The 22,471-nt window shown below is 67.2% G+C and carries 21 protein-coding genes and 1 tRNA gene; 10 read left to right on the forward strand and 12 right to left on the reverse strand.

Annotation, left to right across the window (positions count from 1 at the left end; genetic code table 11):
* Window positions 1-27: 27 nt before the first annotated feature.
* The 5 genes from A0O31_RS09350 (at window position 28) to A0O31_RS09370 (ending at window position 4,750) form a co-directional block, all read left to right on the forward strand.
* Window positions 28-2,109 carry an ATP-dependent helicase gene (locus tag A0O31_RS09350; protein ID WP_152024427.1) on the forward strand — a complete coding sequence of 694 codons (2,082 nt, stop codon included), beginning with the start codon at window positions 28-30 and terminating at the stop codon, window positions 2,107-2,109.
* A 10-nt stretch (window positions 2,110-2,119) separates the two neighbouring features.
* Complete coding sequence (locus tag A0O31_RS12915) at window positions 2,120-2,830, forward strand: hypothetical protein (protein WP_071677617.1); 711 nt, start codon at window positions 2,120-2,122, stop codon at window positions 2,828-2,830.
* Between the two features lie 14 nt (window positions 2,831-2,844).
* Window positions 2,845-3,597, forward strand: coding sequence for a LamB/YcsF family protein (locus tag A0O31_RS09360; RefSeq protein WP_071677618.1), 753 nt, complete (start codon window positions 2,845-2,847; stop codon window positions 3,595-3,597).
* A 51-nt stretch (window positions 3,598-3,648) separates the two neighbouring features.
* Window positions 3,649-3,725: transfer RNA gene (locus A0O31_RS09365), tRNA-Met, on the forward strand.
* A 173-nt stretch (window positions 3,726-3,898) separates the two neighbouring features.
* Entirely contained in the window at window positions 3,899-4,750 is an 852-nt protein-coding gene (locus tag A0O31_RS09370) for a tyrosine-type recombinase/integrase (RefSeq protein ID WP_237259046.1), read from the forward strand.
* On the opposite strand, the gene A0O31_RS09375 is transcribed toward A0O31_RS09370, so the two are convergent.
* Both A0O31_RS09375 and A0O31_RS12735 read right to left on the reverse strand, forming a co-directional pair.
* Window positions 4,733-5,233: a hypothetical protein gene (locus A0O31_RS09375; protein WP_071677620.1), complete on the reverse strand. Its 501-nt coding sequence runs from the start codon at window positions 5,231-5,233 to the stop codon at window positions 4,733-4,735. The genes A0O31_RS09370 and A0O31_RS09375 overlap by 18 nt on opposite strands.
* Complete coding sequence (locus A0O31_RS12735) at window positions 5,193-5,798, reverse strand: hypothetical protein (protein WP_152024428.1); 606 nt, start codon at window positions 5,796-5,798, stop codon at window positions 5,193-5,195. Before A0O31_RS12735 ends, A0O31_RS09375 begins: the two co-directional genes overlap by 41 nt.
* A gap of 1,517 nt (window positions 5,799-7,315) precedes the next feature.
* Here A0O31_RS12735 and miaB point away from each other — a divergent pair.
* From miaB to A0O31_RS09400, 4 genes are read left to right on the forward strand one after another with little or no spacing between them, the layout of a single operon-like run.
* On the forward strand, window positions 7,316-8,638 hold the full coding sequence (miaB, locus tag A0O31_RS09385) for a tRNA (N6-isopentenyl adenosine(37)-C2)-methylthiotransferase MiaB (RefSeq protein WP_071677622.1): 1,323 nt from the start codon (window positions 7,316-7,318) through the stop codon (window positions 8,636-8,638).
* A gap of 9 nt (window positions 8,639-8,647) precedes the next feature.
* A complete protein-coding gene (locus tag A0O31_RS09390; protein WP_071677623.1) occupies window positions 8,648-8,980 on the forward strand; it encodes a hypothetical protein in 333 nt (110 codons plus the stop codon).
* The gene (locus A0O31_RS09395) at window positions 8,977-9,864 is read left to right on the forward strand and encodes an FAD-dependent oxidoreductase (RefSeq protein WP_071677624.1); all 888 of its coding nucleotides are present in this window, start codon (window positions 8,977-8,979) and stop codon (window positions 9,862-9,864) included. The genes A0O31_RS09390 and A0O31_RS09395 overlap by 4 nt, the downstream gene beginning before the upstream one ends.
* Before the next feature lie 28 nt (window positions 9,865-9,892).
* Window positions 9,893-10,450: a molybdenum cofactor guanylyltransferase gene (locus tag A0O31_RS09400; protein WP_071677625.1), complete on the forward strand. Its 558-nt coding sequence runs from the start codon at window positions 9,893-9,895 to the stop codon at window positions 10,448-10,450.
* Here A0O31_RS09400 and lon read toward each other — a convergent pair.
* Entirely contained in the window at window positions 10,447-12,834 is a 2,388-nt protein-coding gene (gene lon / locus A0O31_RS09405) for an endopeptidase La (protein ID WP_071677626.1), read from the reverse strand. The genes A0O31_RS09400 and lon overlap by 4 nt on opposite strands.
* A gap of 59 nt (window positions 12,835-12,893) precedes the next feature.
* Window positions 12,894-13,415, reverse strand: coding sequence for a hypothetical protein (locus tag A0O31_RS09410; protein ID WP_237258996.1), 522 nt, complete (start codon window positions 13,413-13,415; stop codon window positions 12,894-12,896).
* 28 nt (window positions 13,416-13,443) lie between these two features.
* On the opposite strand from A0O31_RS09410, the gene A0O31_RS09415 reads away from it, so the two are divergent.
* A complete protein-coding gene (locus A0O31_RS09415; RefSeq protein WP_071677966.1) occupies window positions 13,444-14,487 on the forward strand; it encodes a quinone-dependent dihydroorotate dehydrogenase in 1,044 nt (347 codons plus the stop codon).
* 265 nt (window positions 14,488-14,752) lie between these two features.
* Here A0O31_RS09415 and A0O31_RS09420 read toward each other — a convergent pair whose 3' ends face one another.
* From A0O31_RS09420 to A0O31_RS09455, 8 genes are all read right to left on the reverse strand, one after another.
* On the reverse strand, window positions 14,753-16,033 hold the full coding sequence (locus tag A0O31_RS09420; protein WP_071677627.1) for a dihydroorotase: 1,281 nt from the start codon (window positions 16,031-16,033) through the stop codon (window positions 14,753-14,755).
* The gene (locus A0O31_RS09425) at window positions 16,030-16,938 is read right to left on the reverse strand and encodes an aspartate carbamoyltransferase catalytic subunit (protein WP_071677628.1); all 909 of its coding nucleotides are present in this window, start codon (window positions 16,936-16,938) and stop codon (window positions 16,030-16,032) included. The genes A0O31_RS09420 and A0O31_RS09425 overlap by 4 nt, the downstream gene beginning before the upstream one ends.
* The gene (gene pyrR / locus A0O31_RS09430; RefSeq protein WP_071677629.1) at window positions 16,935-17,480 is read right to left on the reverse strand and encodes a bifunctional pyr operon transcriptional regulator/uracil phosphoribosyltransferase PyrR; all 546 of its coding nucleotides are present in this window, start codon (window positions 17,478-17,480) and stop codon (window positions 16,935-16,937) included. The genes A0O31_RS09425 and pyrR overlap by 4 nt, the downstream gene beginning before the upstream one ends.
* Window positions 17,481-17,678: 198 nt before the next feature.
* Window positions 17,679-18,008: an SPW repeat protein gene (locus tag A0O31_RS09435; RefSeq protein ID WP_071677630.1), complete on the reverse strand. Its 330-nt coding sequence runs from the start codon at window positions 18,006-18,008 to the stop codon at window positions 17,679-17,681.
* A 64-nt stretch (window positions 18,009-18,072) separates the two neighbouring features.
* Window positions 18,073-18,819 (reverse strand): sulfite exporter TauE/SafE family protein, encoded by a 747-nt coding sequence (locus tag A0O31_RS09440; protein ID WP_071677967.1) that lies wholly within the window; start codon window positions 18,817-18,819, stop codon window positions 18,073-18,075.
* Window positions 18,820-18,824: 5 nt separating this feature from the next.
* On the reverse strand, window positions 18,825-19,763 hold the full coding sequence (locus A0O31_RS09445; RefSeq protein ID WP_071677631.1) for a 2-hydroxyacid dehydrogenase: 939 nt from the start codon (window positions 19,761-19,763) through the stop codon (window positions 18,825-18,827).
* Window positions 19,760-21,073, reverse strand: coding sequence for a TldD/PmbA family protein (locus A0O31_RS09450; RefSeq protein WP_071677632.1), 1,314 nt, complete (start codon window positions 21,071-21,073; stop codon window positions 19,760-19,762). The genes A0O31_RS09445 and A0O31_RS09450 overlap by 4 nt, the downstream gene beginning before the upstream one ends.
* Window positions 21,070-22,464: a TldD/PmbA family protein gene (locus A0O31_RS09455; RefSeq protein WP_071677633.1), complete on the reverse strand. Its 1,395-nt coding sequence runs from the start codon at window positions 22,462-22,464 to the stop codon at window positions 21,070-21,072. The genes A0O31_RS09450 and A0O31_RS09455 overlap by 4 nt, the downstream gene beginning before the upstream one ends.
* Between the last annotated feature and the right edge of the window lie 7 nt (window positions 22,465-22,471).

Below are 22,471 nucleotides of genomic sequence, written 5' to 3' on the forward strand. Positions count from 1 at the left end.
AGTCTACCCCGTGGTAGACTCCACCCCGTGGACGAGGCCCTCCTCTCCTCCTTGAACGAGGCCCAGCGCCAGGCGGTCCTCCACTTCCAAGGCCCTGCCCTGGTGGTGGCGGGGGCGGGTAGCGGCAAGACCCGCACCGTGGTCCACCGGGTGGCCTACCTCATCGCCCACCGGGGGGTCTTCCCCACGGAGATCCTGGCGGTGACCTTCACCAACAAGGCGGCGGAGGAGATGCGGGAACGGCTTAAGGGCATGGTCAAGGGGGCGGGGGAGGTTTGGGTTTCCACCTTCCACGCCGCCGCCCTGCGCATCCTCCGCGTCTATGGGGAGCGGGTGGGTTTAAAGCCGGGCTTCGTGGTCTACGACGAGGACGACCAGACGGCCCTCCTCAAGGAAGTCCTCAAGGAGCTCGGCCTTTCCGCCAAGCCGGGCCCCATCAAAAGCCTCTTGGACCGGGCCAAGAACCGGGGGGAGGCCCCGGAGGCCCTCCTTTCCGAGCTTCCCGAGTACTACGCCGGGCTTTCCCGGGGGAGGCTTCTGGACGTCCTCCGCCGCTACCAGGAGGCCCTAGCGGCCCAAGGGGCCTTGGACTTTGGGGACATCCTCCTTTACGCCCTGAGGCTCTTGGAAGAGGACCAAGAGGTGCTCAAGCGGGTGCGGAAGCGGGCCCGCTTTATCCACGTGGACGAGTACCAGGACACGAACCCGGTCCAGTACCGCTTCACCAAGCTCCTCGCCGGGGAGGAGGCCAACCTCATGGCGGTGGGGGACCCGGACCAGGGCATCTACTCCTTCCGGGCGGCGGACATCAAGAACATCCTCCAGTTCACGGAGGACTTCCCGGGGGCCAGGGTGTACCGCTTGGAGGAGAACTACCGGTCCACGGAGGCCATCCTGCGCTTCGCCAACGCCGTCATCGTCAGGAACGCCTTGCGCCTGGAGAAGACCCTGAGGCCGGTGAAGGGGGGAGGGGAGCCCGTGCGGCTTTTCCGCGCCCGGGATGCCCGGGAGGAGGCCCGCTTCGTGGCGGAGGAGATCCTGCGCCTAGGGCCTCCCTTTGACCGCTTTGCCGTCCTCTACCGCACCAACGCCCAAAGCCGCCTCCTGGAGCAGGCCCTGGCGAGCCGGGGGGTGGGGGCGCGGGTGGTGGGCGGGGTGGGCTTCTTTGAGCGGGCGGAGGTGAAGGACCTCCTGGCCTACGCCCGCCTGGCCCTGAACCCCTTGGACAGCGTGAGCCTGAAGCGCACCCTGAACACCCCGCCCCGGGGCATCGGCCCCGCCACGGTGGAGAAGGTGGCCCGTCTGGCCCAGGAGAAGGGGCTTCCCCTCTTTGAGGCCCTGAAGGAGGCGGAGGGCGTTTTGCCCCGCCCCGAGCCCGTGCGCCACTTCGTGGCCCTGATGGAGGAGCTCATGGACCTGGCCTTTGGCCCGGCGGAGGCCTTTTTCCGACACCTCCTCCTCGCCACCGACTACCCCGCCTACCTTAAGGAGGCCTACCCCGAGGACCACGAGGACCGCCTGGAGAACGTGGAGGAGCTTCTGCGGGCGGCCAAGGAGGCGGAGAGCCTCATGGAATTCCTGGACAAGGTGGCTCTCACGGCCCGGGCGGAGGAGCCGGGGGAGGCGGAGGGGAAGGTCTCCCTCATGACGCTCCACAACGCCAAGGGCCTGGAATTCCCCGTGGTCTTCCTGGTGGGGGTGGAGGAGGGGCTTCTGCCCCACCGGAACTCCTTAAACACCCTGGAGGGCCTGGAGGAGGAGCGCCGCCTGTTCTACGTGGGGGTTACCCGGGCCCAGGAGAGGCTTTACCTCTCCTATGCCGAGGAGCGGGAAGTCTATGGCCGCACGGAGGCCTCGAGGCCAAGCCGCTTCCTGGAGGAGGTGGGCGAGGGGCTTTACCAGGTGTACGACCCCTACCGGAACCCGGGGCCCATCCCGCCCCCCCACCGGCCCAAGCCCGGGGCCTACAAGGGCGGGGAGAAGGTGGTCCACCCCCGGTTTGGCCCCGGGGTGGTGGTGGCGGCCGCGGGGGACGAGGTGACGGTGCACTTTGAGGGGGTGGGGCTCAAGCGCCTTTCCCTCAGGTACGCCGACCTGCGCCCGGCGTAGGAGAAAGCCTATGTGGCCCGCGTACCACAAAACCCGGCCGGTAGCCTTCCTCCATCAGGGTACCCCCTTTTTTGACCGCTTCCTGGCCGAGGTGGTGGCCCTGCGCCTGCCCCTTTTCCCTTACCCGGTGGAGGGGGAGGCGCCTTGGCGCCTTCTTCCCTGCCTGGCCCCCCTGGGCTTTGCCGGGATGGTCCTGGACGAGGGCCTGCCGCCCCCGGAGGGGGTGCGCCTCGAGGCGGAGGCGGTGGAGGCGGGCCTCGTGGACCTGGTGGCGGTGGGGCTAGGGGGGCTCGTGGGCCAGTACACGGAAGGGGTGGCTTTGGAGCGCTTCCTTTCCGCCCACTTTCCCGGGGCCAAGGCCCTTTGGCTTGGCCCTTTGCGCCCTTCCTTGGCCCCCTTCCTCCGCCCCTTGGCCCAGGTTTCCGTGGCCGCCCCAAGCTTCGCCGAAGGGGACGCTTTCCTCGCCCGCCTGCCGGAAAGGGCCAGGGGGCACGTGGCCTTGAGGCGGGAGGAGGTGGAAGCCTTGGCCCTTAAGGCGGACCTCCTCCTCTATGCCGGGGGTAAGCTTTTGTTGGAGTTGCTCCAACCCTTTCACGCCCTTTTGGCCTGGGTCCCGGTGGAGCGCAGGGTTTACGAGCGCGTGCACGGGGTCCATGGCCCCGAGGACCTCTTGGCCTTCCGGGTCCGAGCGGCCTTGGAGGCCCTGGGCTACGCCCCTTGAGCTAGGCTAGGGGTATGCGGGTGGACCTGAACGCCGATGCGGGGGAGTCCTACGGGGTCTACGCCTACGGGCACGACCGGGAGCTTTTCCCCTTGGTGAGCTCGGTGAACCTGGCCTGCGGTTTCCACGGGGGAAGCCCTTCGCGCATGCGGGAGGGGGTGGCCCTGGCCAAGACCCACGGGGTGGCGGTGGGGGCCCACCCCGGCTTTCCCGACCTGGTGGGCTTCGGCCGCCGGGAGATGGCCCTAAGCCCCGAGGAGGTCTATGCCGACGTCCTCTACCAGATAGGGGCCCTTTATGCCTTCTTGCGGGCGGAAGGCCTTCCCCTCCACCACGTGAAGCCCCATGGGGCCCTTTACCTCAAGGCCTGCCGGGACCGGGAGACGGCCCGGGCCATCGCCGAGGCGGTGAAGGCCTTTGACCCGGGGCTACCCCTGGTGGTCCTCCCCGGCACGGTCTACGAGGAGGAGGCGCGGCGGGTGGGGCTTAGGGTGGTCCTCGAGGGCTTCCCCGAGCGGGCCTACCTGCAAAACGGCCAGCTCGCCCCCCGCTCCCTCCCCGGGTCCTGGATCACCGACCCTAAGGAGGCGGCGCGGCGGGCGGTGCGCATGGTCCTAGAGGGCAAGGTGGAGGCCTTGGACGGGGGAGAGGTGGCGGTGCGGGCCGAAACCCTCTGCATCCACGGGGACAACCCCAACGCCCCCCAGGTGGCGAAGGCGGTGCGGGAGGCTTTGGAGGCGGAGGGCGTGGCGGTGCAGGCCTTTTGAGCTTGACCGCCCGGGTGGCCTCCTCTAAGATGGGGGTTGCCTGGCGCCCTTGGCGGCGTAGCTCAGGTGGTCAGAGCACACGACTCATAATCGTGGTGTCGTGGGTTCGAGTCCCACCGCCGCCACCAGTGCCCCGGGAAGCTTCTTCCCGGGGCCTTTCTTATCGCCAAAATCCCGCCTTTCCGGAAACGGGCGGACACCCCCCTGCCGACGCGTCATCCGAACACAATCATCTGAATGAACCGGGTACAAAACCGAACACAAGGGGGGTTGTGTGGAAAGGCTTTCGGAATGGCTTGGAGTGTTCCTGCAGGACGGGAAGGCGCGGGGATTGTCGCCCAGAACCTTGGCCTTTTATCGGGAGGGGGTGAATAGCATGCTTAGGATTGTGGGGGACAAGCGGGCGCAGGACCTGGCGCCCTCGGACCTTAGGGCTTTCCTGGCGCGTTCCCACGAGGAAGGGCTTAGCCCCGGCGGGGTTGTGGCCCGCTACCGGGCGGTGCGGGCGTTTGTTAGGTGGCTTGTGCGGGAGGGTGTTTTGGAGCATGACCCTACGGCCAGGATTAGGCCCCCCAAGGCCCCGCCCCCGGACCTTGCGGTGGTGCGCCCCGGGGAGATACGCAGGATGCTTCTGGCGGCGGATGGGGGGCGGCACCCCTTCCGCGATAAAGCGATACTGCTTTTGCTTTGGGATACCGCCGCGCGGATAGGGGAGATTGTGGGGCTTAGGCTTGAGGACTTCCGGCCCGAAGGGATAAGGGTAAGGCGCAAGGGCGGGGCCTACCAAGTGCTTCCCATTTCGCCCCCTACGCGGAGGGCGGTTTGGGCTTACCTTAGGAACGAAAGGCCGGAAAGCCCAAGCGATGCCCTATTCCTAAGCGCCACGGGGAGGCCGATAAGTAGCGATGCGGTCCGGCAAATGCTACGGCGGCTTGCTAGGGCGGCGGGTGTCCCCTATAAGTCCCCGCATGCCTTCCGTAGGGGGGCCGCGGTGGTCATGGTGAAAAACGGGATTAACCCTTATGCCCTCCAGGTCCTAATGGGGCACAAGTCCCCGGCCATGACCGCCCACTATGTGCGGCTTGCGGAAAAGGACCTTAAGGAGATACACGCGAAGGTCGCACCGGCCCTCGGGCTATTGCGGGACATCTAGAACGGCGGGTTCCACTTCTTCTAGGGGAACGCGCCAGACTAGGCTAATCCAGGTGCGCCCCCCGTAGCCCTCGGTCCGGGTTTCCCTAAGGTAATCCCCCCATCGGGCCCTGTTCGCTTCGGCAATAGCCCGAAGGGTGGGCAAGTGAAGGACCAGAAGCCCATCGGTGTAGACCACGATGAGGAGTTCCGCCGGGGAAGTCCAAAGCCATCCCGGGGTGCCCCTGTCCAGGTCTGCCGTGGTTTCCAGGAACACGGCGGCGTGCTTCAGGGGGTGTAATGAGCCCCGGTAGCGCTTGATTTGCACGGGGATGGGAAAGTGGGGGCGACGGATTATCAGGTCCACGCCGCGCCGGTCAAGGTCTGAGGGTGCGGGTTCTATGGGGCATCCGGGGTAAAGCTTGCCCAGAAGGGCCAGGACTTGGGGGTCTTTCTCGGCGGCCCTACCAAAGTCCAGGTCCTGGGCAAAGGGCCGCGCGGTCATGGTCCACCCCCAGAAGGGCGCTAAGCCTTCGTAGGTCGGGGGGTGGGGGTAGGTCCACGGCTTGGCAGAAGCTTTCCAGGGCATCGCGGGCGGCTTGGCGGACCACCGGCGAAGGGGACTCGAGGCCCCGGAGGTTAGCCGCCAGGAACCTCGGGGGGTCCACCACGACCACACCGGGGGCCAAGGGGATGGGTCCTTGGGGAAGGGCCGGTTGTTTCCCCGGGAAACGCTTGGGGGAACGGCCTTCGCGCCCCGTGGAGGCCCAGAAGCCCCGCGCCCCAAGGAGGGCGTCATAGTGGCGCCTTTGGCCGGCCTTGGCCAGGTAGCGGGCGGCGGCCTTGGGGTTTTGCAGTTCCTCGGCGTGGCGCAGTTCCAAGCCCGAACGCCGGGCGAGGGTGCGCAAGCGCGCAATGGGGAGCCCTTCGGTGATTAGGTGCGCATGGGGATAGAAGGCCCCATCCCCGGCCCGCGTTTCCACCACCAGGGCGAAGGCCACCCCTTCGCGGCGCAAACGGCCGGCAAGGGCGGAGAAAGCTTGCCCCACTTCAGGGGGGACGGCGGCCAAGCGGCGGGCTTCCTCGGAAGGGGGAACAGGGGGGACGAGGGTCGCGAAAATAGCCTCCCCCCGGCCCGCAAGGGCCTCGGCGACCGCGTCAAGTTTTTCGCGGCGGCGCTTGTAAGTGGCGGGTTTCGCAAGGGACCGGAAGCGACGGGACTTCCGAGGACGCCCCCGCCGCCTTTTGGGGGAGGGCGCTATCGGCGGTGCCGGGTCATCTTCCCCGTCATCGTCCCCGCTTTCGTCGTCCTCTTCATCCTCGGGAGGCCCATTAGAAGGGGCATTAAGGTTGAGGGGGGTGCGGGCCCGGGGTTGGGAACGGGGGCGGTGGAAGGGGATGGTTTTTATAACCCGCCTTCGTAGAACCTCGGGAACAATCCTGTTGTTGTGGTGCTCCACGTCTAGCGCGGCGTACCTTTCCCAAAAGTGCAGGGCTTCGTCATAGACGCGGGCCTTAAGGATAGGGTCAATGCGGGCCTTCTTGCGCTTCTTGGGCTTCTTGCGGTTGTAAAGGTGGATCCACACATAGGTGCGTATCAAGCGCCCTTTGGCGCGTTCTTTGCGCTTTTCTACCCCGCATTCAATTCTATTTTGACGCCCTTCCGAACGCCTTTTCCACCGGGGTTGACGCCGTTTTAGGCTTTTTGATATAATGTTCTCAGGTAGCATGTTGTTTTCCTCCCCGGGGGCATTGAGCCCCCTTTTGTCACATATTTTACCACGCTGTTCGTAAGGACTAAAGTGCATGGTGAACGCGAAAGCACGCTAGACCCCTGGAAAAATCGGAAAAGCAAAATCTAGGCAACGGGGATAGCCCAAGATATAAGCGGGGCCGTGGGGGGCGCCCCCTGAAGGGCGCTAGCTAACCCCCGAGGGGAAAGGGTTGACCCCGGAAGAAGAACGCCCCGGGGTAAAGGGGATAGCCTCTTTAAAAGGGCTAGGGGTCTAAGGAAAAAATCGGTGCGGTTTGTCCCGTTCTGGAAGGGGTTCTTTTGCGTTTTGTCGGGTTTGGGATATACCCGTATACCCGTATACCCGTGTAGCGGGTACACGATTGTGGGTTTGGGGGTAAAAGTTCCCGGAGAAAAATCGGCGGGGTTTTTCCCGTTAGGGACGAAGTTTCTCCGGGTTTTGTCGGGTTTGGGATATACCAGTCCCGTTAGGGACGAAGTTTCTCCGGGTTTTGTCGGGTTTGGGATATACCAGTATACCAGTGTAAGCCCCAGACCAGGGGAGGGGGTCCATCTTCGCGAAAGGCGCGTTTCGCGAAAGCCTTCCCTAGGAAGGGCGTGGTAAGATAAGGACGGCAAGGGTAGGGTGTCCGTCCTTCCAGGGAGGCAAAGGGAAGTGGCTTCTGTAGCCCTCCGATGCGATTTTGGGCCTTTGTGGGGCCTCATAATCGTGGTGTCGTGGGTTCGAGTCCCACCGCCGCCACCAGTGCCTGGAGAGGCCCGCCCACGGGCGGGCCTTCTTGCTACACTGGGGAGCGCAGGGTCCGGGATCCCCCCGGTAGCCCTAGGAGGCATATGCGCGCGCACATCATTACCTACGGTTGCCAGATGAACGAGTACGACTCCCACCTGGTGGCCAGCGAGCTGGTGAGCCTGGGGTGGGAGCTGGTGGACTCGGTGGAGGAGGCGGACTTCGTCCTGGTGAACACCTGCGCCGTGCGGGGCAAGCCCGTGGAGAAGGTGCGTTCCCTCTTGGGCCAGCTCCGCAAGGAGAAGGAGAGGCGAGGCCTCCTCGTGGGCATGATGGGCTGTCTGGCCCAGCTGGACGAGGGCCAGCAGATGGCCAAGAAGTTCGGCGTGGACATCCTCTTGGGCCCCGGGGCCCTCACCTCCTTGCCCGAGGCCCTGAAGCAGAACGAGCGCTTCTTTGACCTCACCTTCCGGGACGACCTCCTGGACTACATCCCCCCTCCTCCCAAGGGGGCCCTTTCCGCCCACGTGAGCATCATCCGCGGGTGCAACCACCACTGCACCTACTGCATCGTCCCCACCACCCGGGGCCCCGAGGTCTCCCGCCACCCGGACCTCATCCTGAAGGAGATTGAGCTTCTGAAAAAGGCGGGGGTGGTGGAGGTCACCCTCCTCGGCCAGAACGTGAACTCCTACGGCAAGGACCAGCCAGGCTACCCGAGCTTCGCCGAGCTTTTGCGCATGGTGGGGCAGATGGGCATCCCCAGGGTGCGGTTCCTCACGAGCCATCCGGTGAACTTCACCGACGACATCCTCGAGGCCATCGCCGAAACCCCCGCCATCTGCCGCTACATCCACCTCCCCGTGCAGTCGGGCTCGGACCGGGTGCTGAGGCGCATGGCCCGGGAGTATCGCCGGGCCCACTATCTGGAAAGGATCCGGCGCATCCGGGAGCTGTTGCCCGATGCCGTCCTTTCTACCGATATCATCGTGGGCTTCCCGGGGGAAACCGAGGAGGACTTCCAGGAAACCCTCTCCCTTTACGACGAGGTGGGCTACGACCAGGCCTACATGTTCATCTACTCCCCCCGCCCCGGCACCCCCGCCTACAAGCACTTCCAGGACCTGCCCCGGGAGGTAAAAGTGGAAAGGCTCCAGCGCCTCATTGAGAAGCAGAAGGAGTGGAGCTACCGCCGCAACCTGGAGTGGGTGGGGAAGACCGTGGAGGTCCTGGTGCGGGGCATGGCCAAGGAGGAGGGCTTTGTCCAGGGGCACGACCGGGGGAACCACCCGGTCCTCATCCCCGCTGCCCAAGCGCCCACCCCAGGCCTTTACCAGGTGGAGATCAAGCAGGCCACGCCCCACCTCCTCTTCGGCGAGGTGGTGGGGGCGAGGGAGCCCGCGCCCATTCCCCTGCCGGTGGCCTAAGGAGGCGGCGTGGCCCGGGTCCTTCCCCTAAGCACCGCCTTGGCCTTTTTCCTCCTCCTGTGGGCGGGCCTTGGCTTTTCCGCTTTGGGCCTGGGGCTGGCCTTGGGTGCCGGGCTTTTAGGCTATTGGGGCGTGGCCCGCTGGCAGGGGCGGATGCTTTCGCAAGGGCCTTCCCAAGCGGCTTTGGAGCGGCTTGCCATGAAGGAGGCCTGGCGGCGGGGCGGCTTCTTGCGCCCTAAAGACCTCTTCCCCTATATGGGGGAAGGGGAGGCCCGGGCGCTTTTGGAAGGCCTGGCCGCCCGGGGGCTTTGCCGGAAGGAAGGGGACGGGTTTCGCTTTTGATGCGGGAAGCGGAGGTGGTGGTCCTGGGGGCCGGGGTGGCGGGGCTTACCCTGGCCCGCCTCCTTTGGGAAGGGGGGCGTTCCGTGCTGGTGGTGGCGGAGGCCCTGGGGGAGGCGAGCCGCCCCCCCGTGGCCTTGGTGAACCCCCTAAGGGGGCGGCGCTTCACCCTGGCGGAGGAGGGGGAGAGGGCCTTGGAGGCTGCCCTCGCCTTCTATGGGCGTTTTGTTTCCCTTCACCTCGAGGTCTACCGCCCGGTGCCTGAAAGGGAACGGGACCAGGTGGCCAAGCGGCTTGGGGGGCTTAGGCACCGCTGGGAGGGCGGGGGCGTGGTGCTGGAAGAGGCCTTTTGGCTGGAGCCCAGGCCCCTCCTGGAGCGCCTGGCCCGAGGGGTGCCCCTCCTAAAGGGGCGGGTTTTGGCCTGGGAGCCCCCTTACCTCTGCTTGGAGGGCGGGGAGAGGGTGCGGGGCGAGATCCTGGTCTACGCCGGGGGCGGGCGGGGGGCGCACCTCCTTGGCCTAGGGGGCCGGCACGTCCCGGGCCTGGTCCTCACCCTTTTGGACTACTTCCCCCGGGCCATAAGCTACCGGGTCTACCTGGCGGGAAGCGCCCTTGGGGGAAGCTACCTGCCCGAGGGGGAAGGCCCAGACCCCCCGCCCCCCACGGAGGGGGAGGTGGCGTGGCTTTTGGAGGGGGCGGAGGCCCTGGTGGGCTACCGGCCCCAGGTGGCCTCCGCCTGGCGGGGAGTCCGCTTCCGGCTTCCCGCTCAAGGGGAGGGTCTTCCTTACCTCTTTCCCGTGGAGGGAGGGTATGCCCTCACGGGCTTGGGCTCCACGGGCTTTTTGTATGCGCCCCTTTTGGCGGGACGGCTTGCGGGAAAGCTTTAGGGGCGGCATGGGGGGATAAACTGGGGGCGTGTATAGCGGGGCGGTCCTGGCCGGGGGAAGGTCCCGGCGCTTTGGGGAAGACAAGGCCCTCTTCCCCTACCGGGGGAAGCCGCTATTGGCCTGGGTTTTGGAAAGCCTCTTGGGGGCGGAGGAGCGCTTCATCGTGGCCAACCGCCCTTACGAGGGCTTCGGCGTGCCCGTATACCCGGACCTCCTCCCGGGGGCGGACAGCCTTTCTGGGCTCCACTCGGCCTTGGCGCACGCCCAAAACCCCTGGGTGGCGGTGGCGGCCACGGACCTTCCCTTCCTTTCCCGGGCGTATTGGGACTTCCTTTATGAAGAGGCCCTCCGCTCCTCCTTCCCCGTGGTGGTGCCGGTGAACCCGGAGGGCCACCTGGAACCCCTCATGGCCTTTTACCACAAGGACTGCCTGCCCCAGGTGGAGAGGCAGATCCAGGAAGGGGATTTCCTCCTGCGAAGGGTGATGGAGGCCCTGGGGGCTACCCTCGTGGCGGCGGACGAGGTGGTGGCCCGGTTTGGGCGGGAGGTGTTTTTGAACGCCAACCGGAAGGAAGAGCTACCTTAGGCCCCTGCCCCCGGCTGCGGCCGGTCCCCTGCGCCCACGGGCGGGGGAGGAGGGGGCAGGAGGAGGAGCCTTAAGACCTCCCCCACCTCCTCCACGAAGGTGATCTCCAGGTCCTTGAGGATTTCCTCCGGTACCTCCTTGAGCTCGGCCTCGTTTTCCTTGGGCAGGATTACCTTGTGGATGCCCGCCTGATGGGCGGCGAGGAGCTTTTCCTTTACCCCGCCGATGGGGAGCACCTTGCCCCTCAGGGTGATCTCCCCGGTCATGGCGATGTCCATGCGCACCGGGCGGCCCGTGAGGGCGCTGGCCAGGGCGGTGGCCATGGTGATGCCGGCGGAGGGGCCATCCTTGGGCGTGGCCCCTTCCGGCACGTGCACGTGCAGGTCAAAGTCCTTGTGGAAGCCCTCGGGCAGGCCCCACTCCTCCCGGTGGGCCCGGAGGTAGGTGAGGGCGGCGTGAGCCGATTCCTTCATCACCTCTCCTAGGTTGCCCGTGAGGTTGACTTTGCCCGTACCGGGAACGGCCACCGCCTCAATGGTGAGGAGGGCACCCCCATAGGGCGTCCAGGCCAGGCCCTGGGCCGCCCCCACCTGCGGGGCCTTTTCCGCCCGATCGGGGCGGTACTTGGGCACGCCCAGGTAGGCCTCGAGGTCCTTCGCCTCCACCACCCGCACCCCTTCCCAAGGCTTTTCCAAGTAGTCTTTGGCCGCCTTGCGGGCCACCTTGGAGAGCTCCCGGTCCAGGTTGCGCACCCCCGCCTCCCGGGTGTATTCCTGCACGATGCGGTCAATGGCGGCGTCGGTGATTTCCAGCTTCCCCACAAGCCCCGCCTCCTTCACCTGGAAGGGCCAGCGGAAGTGGCGGGCGATGGCCCGCTTTTCCGGCAGGGTGTACCCGGGGATTTCAATGACCTCCATCCGGTCCAGAAGGGGCCTGGGAATGGTGGAAAGGGTGTTGGCCGTGGTGATGAAGAAGACCTTGGAGAGGTCGTAGGGCACGTCCAGGTAGTGGTCGGTGAAGGTGTGGTTCTGCTCGGGGTCCAGGACCTCCAAAAGGGCCGAGGCCGGGTCCCCCCGCCAGTCGGAGGAAAGCTTGTCAATCTCGTCCAGGAGGAAGACGGGGTTCACCACCCCCACCTGCTTCATTCCCTGGATGATCTTGCCGGGAAGCGCCCCGATGTAGGTGCGGCGGTGGCCCCTGATTTCCGCCTCGTCCCGCACCCCACCCAAGGAGATGCGGTGGAACCTGCGGTTCATGCTCCGGGCAATGCTCTTGCCCAAGGAGGTCTTGCCCACCCCCGGCGGCCCCACGAAGCAGAGGATGGGGGCGTGGCCCCGCACCTCCTTGCCCTGGGTGAGCTGGCGGACCGCAAGGTACTCCAGGATGCGCTCCTTTACCTCCTTGAGGCCGTAGTGGTCCTCGTCCAGAACCTGCTTGGTGACGGCGATGTCCAGGAGCTCGGGGTCCGCTTCGGTCCAGGGAACGTCCAGGAGCCAGTCCAGGTAGGTGCGGCTTACCGTGGCCTCGGGGGAGCCGGGCTGCATCCTTTCCAGGCGCCTGAGCTCCTTGAGGGCTTTTTCCTTCACGGGCTCGGGCATGCCCTTCTTCTCTATGCGCTCCCGAAGCTCTTCAATCTCGGTTAGGAAGTCCTCCCCGCCCCCGAGTTCCTTCTGGATGGCTTTCATCTGCTCCCGGAGGTAGTACTCCCGCTGGTTCTGGTCCATCTGCTCCTTGACCCGGGCGGCGATCTTCTTGTCCAACTCAAAACGCTCCAGGTCGCGAAGGAGAAGGGCCAGGACCTTTTTGAGCCGTTCCTCCACCTCCGGGGTTTCCAGGAGGTTCTGTTTCTCCTCCAAGGACCAGGTGGCGTGGTGGGCCACCAGGTCCGCCAGGATGGCGGGGTCCAGGGTGCTTTTGATGGCCTCTTGCTGGTAGCGGTCCAGGCGCAGGGTCTTGTGGTTTTGCAGGTAGCGCTCAAAGGCCTCCTGCACCTCCCCCACCAGGACGCGGGCGAGCCCCGCGTCCGCCAAGGGAGGCTCGGGCAGGACCTCGCCCAAGGCCCTCAGGTAAGGGGCGGCCACGAAATCCTGGAGGCGCACCCGGTTCCTGGCCTCCACCATCACCTGCAGGGTGCCGTCGGGGAGGCGCATGGCCTGCTTGACCACTGCCAGGGTGCCCACCCCGTAGAGGTCTTCGGGCGTGGGGTCGTCCACCTCCGGGTCCTTCTGGGCCCCCAGGAAGATGAGGCGGTCGGCGGACAAAGCCTCCTCCACCGCCCTCTTGCTCTTGGGGCGGCCCACGTCCACCCCGGTGGTGGTGTGGGGCAGAATGACGGTGTTCCGCAAGGGGAGAACGGGTAGTTCTAGGCGCAAGGCGTCCTTCATCTGCCTTCCATGATAAGGCAGCAGACGGGCGCTTTAGCGCCCGAGGGCACAAAGGAGGCCTAGAGGCCCACGGTGATGAGGGCCTTCATCTCCTCCAACCGGATTTCACCGAGACCGGGCGGCACGTTGCCTTCCACGGCCACGCCTAACCAAAGCCGCCCATGGCGTAGACCTTGGAGTAGGGTATCCCCCACGAGGGTAAAGGGTGTTTCTGCCCGGCCCCCGAAGTCCAGGGTTCCCACCCTCTCCCCGGCTTTGCTGGCAGGGCAAAGGACAAACTGGCTCGTGGCGTGGCATTCGGGTCCGGGTTCTTGGGCCCGGGCATAGACGAGGATACGGGCGTTTAGGGGCAGGTTGGCCCTGGCCATCCCCTTTACCTCCAGGGCCCGCACCACATCCAGGGGAGGCGGGGTTAGGGTGAGGGGGGTTGTGGGGTAGACCACGTAGGGCTCCCCAAAGGGGTTTGTGGGGGGGAGGCTGCCTAGGTTGAGGCTCGTGGAGCCCAGGTCCACGGTAAAGGTGTAGCTACAGGCGGCGAGGAGGATAGCCAGGATGAGAAGGGAAGAGCGTCTCTTCCACACGGGGGCATTCTACCGGAAAATGGAAAGGATGCACCGCCTCCTCTTCGCCCTGGACCCGGAAAGTGCCCACGAGCTCGCCCTGAAAGCCCTGGCCTTTTGGTCGGAAAGGGGGCCCCTTTTGGAGGTGCCGGCGCGGCTTCTTCGGGTGGAGGACCCGAGGCTTAAGGTGGAGGCCCTGGGCCTCACCTTCCCGAATCCCTTGGGCCTGGCGGCGGGTATGGACAAGGATGCCCGGGCCCTTGGGGCCTGGTGGGCCCTGGGTTTTGGCTTCGCCGAGGTGGGGACCCTCACCCCAAGGCCCCAGGAGGGAAACCCCAAGCCCAGGCTTTTCCGGCTTCCCGAGGACGGCGCCCTCATCAACCGCATGGGCTTCAACAACCGAGGGGCGGCGGAGGCGGCCAGGCGGCTTGCGGCCTTCCGCTCCCGGGGGCTTCCCTTCCCCGTGGGGGTGAACCTGGGGAAGAACCGGGAAACCCCCCTGGAAAGGGCGGCGGAGGATTACCTAGAGGCCCTGCGCCTCTTGGAGCCCTATGGGGACTACTTTGTCCTCAACGTAAGCTCCCCCAACACCCCGGGCTTGCGCACCCTGCAGGAAGGCCCCTTCTTGGACGAGCTCCTTTCCCGCCTCCGCCCCGCCACGGCCAAGCCCCTCCTCCTCAAGGTGGCCCCGGACCTTTCCCTTGGCGCCTTGGACCAGGTGGCGGCCTTGGCGCTAAAGCACCGCCTGGAGGGCTTGGTGGCGGTGAACACCACCCTAAGCCGGGAGGGGCTTACGAGCCCCTGGGCCCGGGAAGCGGGGGGGCTTTCGGGGAGGCCCCTTAGGGGGCGGGCTTTGGAGGTGCTTCGGCACCTCGCCCAGGTCCCGGGCCTCACCCTCGTGAGCGTGGGGGGGGTGGAAACCCCCGAGGACGCCTGGGAAAGGCTCAAGGCGGGGGCAAGCCTCCTTCAGGTCTACACGGGCTTTGTCTACGGGGGCCCCCTTTTCCCCAGACGGCTCCTCTTGGGGCTCCTTTCCCGCATGGAGGCAGAAGGCGTTAGGGCTTTGAGGGAGCTTCAGGCGGTGCGGGCATAGCCGAAAGAACGGGAGCCCCCCGGGGGAGACCTAAAGGAAAGCCCCTTCCTGGCGCAGATGGAGGACGGGGAGGGTGTAGGGGTCAACGACCCCCACGCCCTGGACCCTTGGGAGGTGAAAACTTGGGCCTGTGGCTCGGGAGGGACGTCCACGCCGGCTATGGGCACCGGGGGGCAGGGTAAGCCCTCCTCGGGGCGGATGTTGCTGTCCATGGCCTTTGGGTGGGAGGCCCACCCCTCCCACCCAAAGCCGGTCCCGCCCGCTTTTACTCCAGCGCCTCGTGGACCACCCGCCCCGCCACCAGGGTGAGGACAGGCCACCCCCCGAGGACCCACCCCGCCCAAGGGGAGAAGCGGGCCTTGGAGGCAAAGGCCTTGGGGTCCACGGGCCGCTCTTGGGGGGAGAGGAGCACCAGGCTTGCCTCCGCCCCCACCTCCAGGTGGAGGGGCTCAAGGCCCAAAACCCTCCGCGGCCCGTCCGTGAAGAGCTCCACCAGCCGGGGGAGGGGGAAGCCCCTTTTCAGGTGGAGCTCGGTGTAGAGGAGGGGGAAGGCCACCTCGAGGCTCGGGATGCCAAAGGGGGCCCTCAGGAGGTCCATCTCCTTCTCCGCCCGGGTGTGGGGGGCGTGGTCCGTGGCGATGGCGTCCAGGGTGCCGTCCAGAAGCCCCTCCAGGAGGGCCTCCTGGTCCTCCTTCGTCCGGAGGGGCGGGGCCACCTTGAAAAGGGGGTCAAAACCGGCAAGGGCCTCCTCCGTGAGGGTGAGGTGGTGGGGGGTGGCCTCGGCGGTCACGGGGAGGCCGGCCCGCTTGGCCTCCCGGAGGAGCTCTACTCCCCGTTGGGTGGAAAGGTGTTGCACGTGGAGGTGGGGCCTGGCCCCGCTACGCCTTAGGGCGTAGCGGAGGACCTCGAGGTCCCGGGCGATCCGGGCCGCCTCCGCCTCCGGGGGGTTTCCGGGTAGGCCCAAAAGGTCTGCAAGCTTTCCGTCGTTCATCACCCCGCCCCGGCGCAAGGTAGCGTCCTCCGCGTGCACCGCCACGGGAAGGCCTAAGGGAGCGGCCTGGAGGAGACCCAGGGCCAGGACGCCCGCATCCTCGTTGGTGCGGCCATCGTCCGTGAGGAGGGCGGCCCCCGCTTCCCGGAGAAGGCCCGCCGGGGCGAGATGCTTCCCTTCCTGGCCCAGGGTGAGGGCGGCGGCGGGGTGGAGCCGGGCGAGGCCCAGGGCCTCCGCCTTCTCCTTAAGGGCCCGCACCGCCTCCGGGGTGTCCACGGGCGGCTTGGTGTTGGGCATGGAAACCACGTCCGTGTACCCGCCCCGCACCGCTGCCAAGAGCCCCGTGGCGAGTTCCTCCTTCACCTCCTCCCCCGGCTCCCTTAGGTGGGCGTGAAGGTCCAAAAACCCTGGGGCGAGGAAGAGCCCCGTCCCGTCAATGATCCGCTTGGCTTCCCCGCCCTCCAGGGAGAGGATGCGCCCTTCCCCGATGAGGACGTCCAGGGGACCTCTTTCCCCCTGGGCGTCCACGAGCCGCACGTTCCTGATGAGGATCATGCCCCCTCCCTTCCCACCAGGAGGTGGTAGAGCACCGCCATGCGCACCGCCACGCCGTTTTGCACCTGCCGGTTCACCAGGCTCCTATCCGAGTCCGCCAAGACGCCCTCCAGCTCCACGTCCCGGTTCATGGGGCCCGGGTGGAGGAGGGGGGCCTGGGGCTTGGCCAGGCGAAGCCTCCTTTCCGTCACCTGGTAGCGGGCGATGTAGTCGTCCAGGTGAACGAGGCCCGCTTCCATGCGCTCTTTCTGCAGCCTGAGCACCATCACGGCATCCGCCTCCTCCAGGGCTTCCCCCAGGTTGGGGGTGAGCCTCGCCCCGGGCAGGGCCTCGGGCAGGAGGCTTGGGGGGCCGGCGCACCACACCTCCGCCCCCAGAAGCGGCAGAAGCTCGGCGTTGGAGCGGGCGACCCGGGAGTGGAGGATGTCCCCCACGATGGCCACCTTCTTCCCCTCCAAGCTACCCAGGGCCTCCAGGAGGGTGTAGGCGTCCAGGAGGGCCTGGGTGGGGTGGGCCCGGCGCCCATCCCCCCCGTTGATGACCGCCCCCTTCACCCACCGGGTGGCCTGGTGGGGCACCCCGGCGGCGTCGGCGCGGATGACGTAGGCGTCTATGCCCATGGCCTCGAGGGTGAGGAGGGTGTCCTTGTAGCTTTCCCCCTTCTGGAGGCTGCTGGTGGCGGCGGCGAAGGAAACCACGTCCGCCGACATGCGCCTCGCCGCCAGCTCAAAGGAGATGCGGGTCCGGGTGGAGGGCTCAAAGAAAACGGTGGCCACGGTGAACCCCTGGAGGGCGGGCACCTTCTTCACCGGCCTCTCCAAAACCTCCCGCATGACCCGGGCGGTGTCCAGGAGGTTTTCCACCTGGGCTCGGGTCCAGCCTTGGAAGTCCAGGAGGTGCCTCATAGGCCCTCCCTTTCCCAAAGCTCCACCCGGTCCTCCCCGTCCACCTCCTGGACCTTCACCTTCACCACCTCGCTTTTGGCGGTGGGGACGTTTTTGCCCACGAAGTCCGCGCGGATGGGCAGTTCCCGGTGCCCCCGGTCCACGAGCACCGCCAGGTAGATGCGCTTGGGGCGGCCCAGGTCCATGAGGGCGTCCAAGGCGGCGCGGGCGGTGCGGCCCGTGTAGAGGACATCGTCCACCAGGACCACCGCCCTGCCCGTGAGGTCAAAGGGGATGCGGGTTTCCCGCACCTTGGGCCTCACCCCGATCTCCGTGAGGTCGTCCCGGTAGAGGGTGATGTCCAGGGTGCCCACGGGCACCTCCTTCCCCTCAAACTCCAAAATGTACCGGGCGATGCGCTCCGCCAAGGGGATGCCCCTTGTATGGATGCCGATGAGGGCCAGGCCTTCCACGCCCTTGTTGGCCTCCACGATCTCGTGGGCGATGCGGTAAAGGGCCCGGCGCATCTCCTCGGCGTTCATGAGTTCCGCCTTAAAGCGCACGGCTTACCCTCCCAAAAAAAGCGGGGGCGAAAACCCCCGCGCCGCTTTCCTTGTGCCTTTTCGTCCCTTTACGCTTCATCTTTCCCCCTTTCCGGCCTCGCGGGACCGGTTTAAAGGCCACCCCCACCTTACACCCTGGGCCGGGCTAAGGCAAGGGAAGCCCGCCCAGGAGAGCCTGGGCGGGACTGGGGGTAAGCCTTAAGCCGCCTTGGGCTTCTCCCGGGTGACGCTTAGGGCCAAGGCCCCCACCAGGACGCCCACGATGAGGGCGTTCCACAGGGCGTTGGCCTCCCCGCTAAACCCCAGGATCCAGGGGGAGAGGATGAGCCACACGCCCAAGAGGACGTTAACCCACTCCTCCCACAAGGGGCCGCCCCTCAGGTGCATGAGGGCCATAAGCCCCACCACCACCCCCACGATGACGGCGTTCCACATGGCGGAAGGGATGCCGCTAAAGCCGAGAAGCCACGGGGAGAGGATGAGCCATACGCCCAGGACAAGATTGGCCCAGTCCTGCCAGCGCGTCATGGTTGCCCACCTCCTTTCACCCCTTATTGTAAAAGGGTTTGAGCGCGGTGAATAGTGCAAAAAGTTACTTTGCTTTCCCCGAGGGGCGAAGGTACCGCCACCCCGTCCAGAGGAGGACGGCGGCGAAGACCACCCGCAAGGCCCCTTCGGGCAGGAAGTGGGCGAGCTCCCCCCCGAGGAAGGTCCCCACCAAAACCCCGGGCACGAGGCCCAGGGCGAGGGCGCTTTCCACGTTCCCCAGGCGCAGGTGGGTGTAGGCCCCCACCAGGCTCGCCGGAACCATGGCGAGGAGGCTGGTGCCCTGGGCGGTGTGCTGGGGCATGCCCAGGAGGAGGACCATGGCCGGCACCATGATGGTCCCCCCGCCCACCCCCATCATTCCCGAGAGGAACCCGGTGAAGCCTCCCGCCAAGAGGAGGGTGAGGTCCTCCAGGACCTCCCCCCGCACCAGGCCCATAGGGGCCAGGTAGGGCCTAAGGAGAAGGAGGAAGCTCACGGCCACCAAAAACCAACCGAAGGCCCGCTTGAGCTCCGCTTCCGGGAGGCTGTGGGCGTAGCGGGCCCCCAGGCGGGCGGTGAGGATGGCGGTGAGGGCTAGGAAAAAGGCCGCTTTGAGGTTCAAGGAGCCTTGGAGGCCGTAGGTGAAGGCCCCCACCAGCCCGGTGAAGAAAACGGCCACCAGGCTCGTGCCGTGGGCCTTGTGCTGGGAAAGCCGGAGGACGCCCACCATGAGGGGGATCATCACCGTGCCCCCCCCAAGGCCCACCAAACCCCCAAACGCCCCGCCCAGAAAGCCGATGAGGAGGCTCATGGGGCTCATACTACCGGGTTTGGCGGCTCGCGGCCCTCCAGGACCGCAAGCAGGTTGGCCACCGCCACCTCGGCCATGCGCTCCCGGGTGCGGCGCCCCGCCGAGCCGATGTGGGGGGTGATGACGGCGTTTTTGAGGGCGTAAAGGGGGTGGCCCTTGGGCAGGGGCTCGGGGTCGGTGACGTCCAGCCCCGCCCCGAAGAGGTGGCCCTTTAGGGCCTCCACCAGGGCTTCCGTGTCCACCAGGGCCCCGCGGGCGGTGTTGATCAGAAGGCTCCCGGGCTTCATGGCGAAGAGCCTTTCCCGGTTGAGGAGGCGGAAGGTTTCCGGGGTAAGGGGGGCGTGGAGGGAGACGATGTCGGCGGTGGCGAGGAGGTCCTCCAGGGGGAGGAAGGGGTAGGGGAGAGGCTTGGGGGTGCGGCTCGTGTAGACCACCCGCATCCCGAAGGCCAGGGCCCTCTTGGCCACCGCCTGGCCGATGCGTCCCATGCCCACGAGGCCCAGGGTGAGGCCCTCTAGGTCCAGGCCCAGGAGGAGCTCGGGGTGCCAGGCCCGCCACTGTCCTTCCCGGGCCAGGTCCACCCCCTCCACCACCCGCCTGGCCACGGCGAGGAGGAGGGCGAGGGTGAGGTCGGCGGTGGCCTCGGTGAGGGCGTCCGGGGTGTGGGTGACCCGGATGCCCCTGCGTTGGGCCGCCTCTAGGTCCACGTGGTCCACCCCCACGCTGTAGCAGGCGATGACCTTGAGGCTTTTCCCCGCCCGGTCCATCACCTCGGCGTCTATGCGGTCCTCCACGGTGGGGATGAGGCCGTGCACGCCCTCCACCTTCCTTAAGAGTTCCTCCCGGGGGAGGAAAAGCCCCTCGTGGACCTCCACCTCGAGGCCCCGCTCCTTTAGCCTTTCCAGGGCCTTTCCGGGTAGGGTGCGGGTGACGAAGACCCTCATGCCCCGGCGAAGGAAAGCTCGGCCACGGCCACCAGGGGGCTGCCGAAGGCGCTTGACCCCATGGGGTACCACGCCAGCTCCGCCCCCAAGCCCTCTACCCCTTGCAAAAGCTCCAGGAGGTTGCCGCTTACGGCGAAGTTCTCCACGGCGTGCTGGGGCCTGCCCTCCTCCACCCAAAGCCCCAGGGCCTGGAGGGAGAAGTCCAGGGTAATGGGGTTCGCCCCAGCGTGGAGGCCCATGAACTCCGTGACCAAGACGCCCTCCCTTAGGGCCAGGTTGCCCAAGGGCTTGAGGTACAGGTTGCTCGGGGCCACGTCCAGGGCGGAGCGGTAGCCCCGGTAGGCGTGGCCGGTGTTCTCCTGGCCCAGGGCCCGGGCCGTTTCCGAGTTGTGGAGGAAGGTCCGGAAGACCCCCGCTTCAATCGGGGCCACGGGCCTTGCCGGGGTGCCCTCGGCGTCAAAGGGGCGGGAGGCGAGGCCCTGGGGCAGGGTGGGGTCGTCCAGGAGGGTGACGAGGGGGCTTGCCACCCTTTCCCCTAGGCGCCCCAGGAGGCGGCTTTTCCCCTCCAGGGCGTTCTTGCCGGAAAGGGCCTGGGCCAGGACGCCCAGGAGGGCCGCCATGGCCTTGGGTTCCAGGTAGGCCCGGTAGCGGCCTGTCTTGAGGGGTTTGGCGTGGAGGAGGCGGGCCGTCTTTTCCCGGAGGTCCAAGGCGGTGCGCCCGGGGTCTAGGGCGTGGAACTCCTTGCTCGGGGTGAAGTCAAAGCCCTGCTTGAGGCTACTCCCTTCGGCCATGACGAAGCTCGCCATGAGGCCAGCGAGGCCCGTGCGGTAGCTTCCTTCCGCTCCCAGGGTGCTGGCCAAGGAGAGCCGGATTTCCCGCTCGGCGTAGCCGGCGAGGGCCACGCTCCGGACCCGGGGGTCTTGGCGCAGGGCGCCTTCCAGGGCTAAGGCGGCCTCCTTTTTGGCCTCCAGGGGGGCGGAAAGCCCCTCTCCCAGGAGGTCGTGCTCCCCCAAGGCCCTCCCCGAGGGGAGGTGGGCGGACCTCCCCCCAAGGAGGGCGTTTTCCCGGGCCTCCTCCAGGGCCCAGTCCAGGGCCTCGGGGGAGAGGTCCTCGGTGTAGGCGTAGCCCACCCGGCCTTGCGCCAGGACCCTAAGGCCCAAGCCCCCTTGCCGCGCCTCCTTGATCTCCTCCAGCTGGCCTTCCCGGGCCCTGAGGGAAAGCTCCCTATCCTCCAGGAAAAGGAGTTCCGCCTCGAGGCCCAGTTCCTTGGCCCGCTGGAGGAGGTAGCGCTTCGCCTCTTCTAGGGTCATGCCCGCCCTCCCACCACCATTTCCGAAACCAGGACGTGGGGCTGGCCCACCTCCACCGGCACGAAGCCGGAAAGGCTTCCGCACATCCCGGGGGCGTTTTCCCAGTCCTGGGCCACGGCCACCACCCGCTTGAGGGTGTCCGGTCCCTTGCCCACCAGCATAGCCCCCCGCACCGGCTCCTCTATGCGGCCCTTGCGGATGATGTACCCCTCCTGCACGGCGAAGTTGTACTCGCCCGAGCCGGGCTTCACCTGGCCACCCCCCATCTCCTTGGCGTAGAGGCCGAAGGCGATGCCCTGGAAGAGGTCCTCCACCTCCATCTCCCCGGGGGCGATGAAGGTGTTGCGCATGCGGGAGGTGGGGGCGAAGGTGTAGTCCTGGCGACGGCCCGAGCCCGTTAGGGGGTAGCCGGTGAGGAGGTGGCCCAGCCGGTCCACCATGTAGGCCTTCAGGACCCCCTTTTCAATGAGCACCGTGCGCTCCGTGGGGTGGCCCTCGTCGTCCACCTCGCTGGAGCCCCAGGCGTGGGCCAGGGTGCCGTCGTCTATGTAGGTGACGGCGGGGCTCGCCACCGCTTCCCCAAGCCGGTCCGCCAGGACGCTCGCCTTCTTGGCCACGCTGGTGGTCTCCAGGAGGTGGCCCACCGCCTCGTGGAAGAGGACCCCGCCGAAGCCCCTGCCCACCACCACGGGGAAGGTGCCGGCGGGGGCGGGCTTGGCCCGGAGGTTGGTGAGGGCCTGGCGGGCCGCCTTCTCCCCCACCGCCTTGGGGGGGTAGAGGTCAAAGAGCTCCAAGCCCACGCTCTTCCCGGGGGCGCTCACCCCGGTCTGGACCTCGGCCCCGTCCTGGGCCACGGCGAGGACGTGGAGGCGGGTGCGCACCCGCCTTTCCTCGGCCCAGGTGCCCTCGCTGTTGGCGATGAGGACCTCCTGCTCCCACTCCAGGAGGCTCGCCTCCACCTCCTTGATCTCCGGGGCGATGCGGGCCCCCGCCTCCGCCTCCAAAAGGCGCTCCAGGCGGTAGCGCTTGTCCTTGGCGGAAAGGGGTACCTGGGGGGCGTGGAGGCCCTGGGGGGCGCGCTTGCGGAAGTCCAAACCCCCTTGGCCCCGCTCGTCCACCTGGCCCAGGGCGCCCCTGGCCCGGAGGAGGGTTTCCAGGGCTTCCCGGAGGCCTTGTTTCGTGAGGTGGTTGGTGTAGGCGTAGACCACCTGGGTGCCGAAGAAGAGCCGGATGCCGGCCCCATAGTCCAGGCCCGAAAGGGCCTCCTCTAGGCTTCCCGAGCGCACCCGCATGCGCCGCCTTAGGGAGCGTTCGGCGTAGACCTCGGCGAAGTCCGCCCCGCCCTTCAGGGCGCGCCGGAGCAGGTCTTCCACCGCTTCGGGGGGTAGCATGGCAAGA

Source organism: Thermus brockianus (assembly GCF_001880325.1).
Lineage (GTDB): Bacteria > Deinococcota > Deinococci > Deinococcales > Thermaceae > Thermus > Thermus brockianus.

Coding starts and splice junctions, on each gene's coding strand:
- miaB (WP_071677622.1), top strand. CDS start 7,316: ATGCGCGCGCACATCATTACCTACGGTTGCCAGATGAACGAGTACGAC.
- A0O31_RS09425 (WP_071677628.1), bottom strand. CDS start 16,938: ATGAGGCACCTCCTGGACTTCCAAGGCTGGACCCGAGCCCAGGTGGAA.
- A0O31_RS09440 (WP_071677967.1), bottom strand. CDS start 18,819: ATGAGCCTCCTCATCGGCTTTCTGGGCGGGGCGTTTGGGGGTTTGGTG.
- A0O31_RS09415 (WP_071677966.1), top strand. CDS start 13,444: ATGCACCGCCTCCTCTTCGCCCTGGACCCGGAAAGTGCCCACGAGCTC.
- A0O31_RS09375 (WP_071677620.1), bottom strand. CDS start 5,233: ATGACCGCGCGGCCCTTTGCCCAGGACCTGGACTTTGGTAGGGCCGCC.
- A0O31_RS12915 (WP_071677617.1), top strand. CDS start 2,120: ATGTGGCCCGCGTACCACAAAACCCGGCCGGTAGCCTTCCTCCATCAG.
- A0O31_RS09450 (WP_071677632.1), bottom strand. CDS start 21,073: ATGACCCTAGAAGAGGCGAAGCGCTACCTCCTCCAGCGGGCCAAGGAA.
- A0O31_RS09435 (WP_071677630.1), bottom strand. CDS start 18,008: ATGACGCGCTGGCAGGACTGGGCCAATCTTGTCCTGGGCGTATGGCTC.
- lon (WP_071677626.1), bottom strand. CDS start 12,834: ATGAAGGACGCCTTGCGCCTAGAACTACCCGTTCTCCCCTTGCGGAAC.
- A0O31_RS09455 (WP_071677633.1), bottom strand. CDS start 22,464: ATGCTACCCCCCGAAGCGGTGGAAGACCTGCTCCGGCGCGCCCTGAAG.
- A0O31_RS09420 (WP_071677627.1), bottom strand. CDS start 16,033: ATGATCCTCATCAGGAACGTGCGGCTCGTGGACGCCCAGGGGGAAAGA.
- A0O31_RS09360 (WP_071677618.1), top strand. CDS start 2,845: ATGCGGGTGGACCTGAACGCCGATGCGGGGGAGTCCTACGGGGTCTAC.
- A0O31_RS09445 (WP_071677631.1), bottom strand. CDS start 19,763: ATGAGGGTCTTCGTCACCCGCACCCTACCCGGAAAGGCCCTGGAAAGG.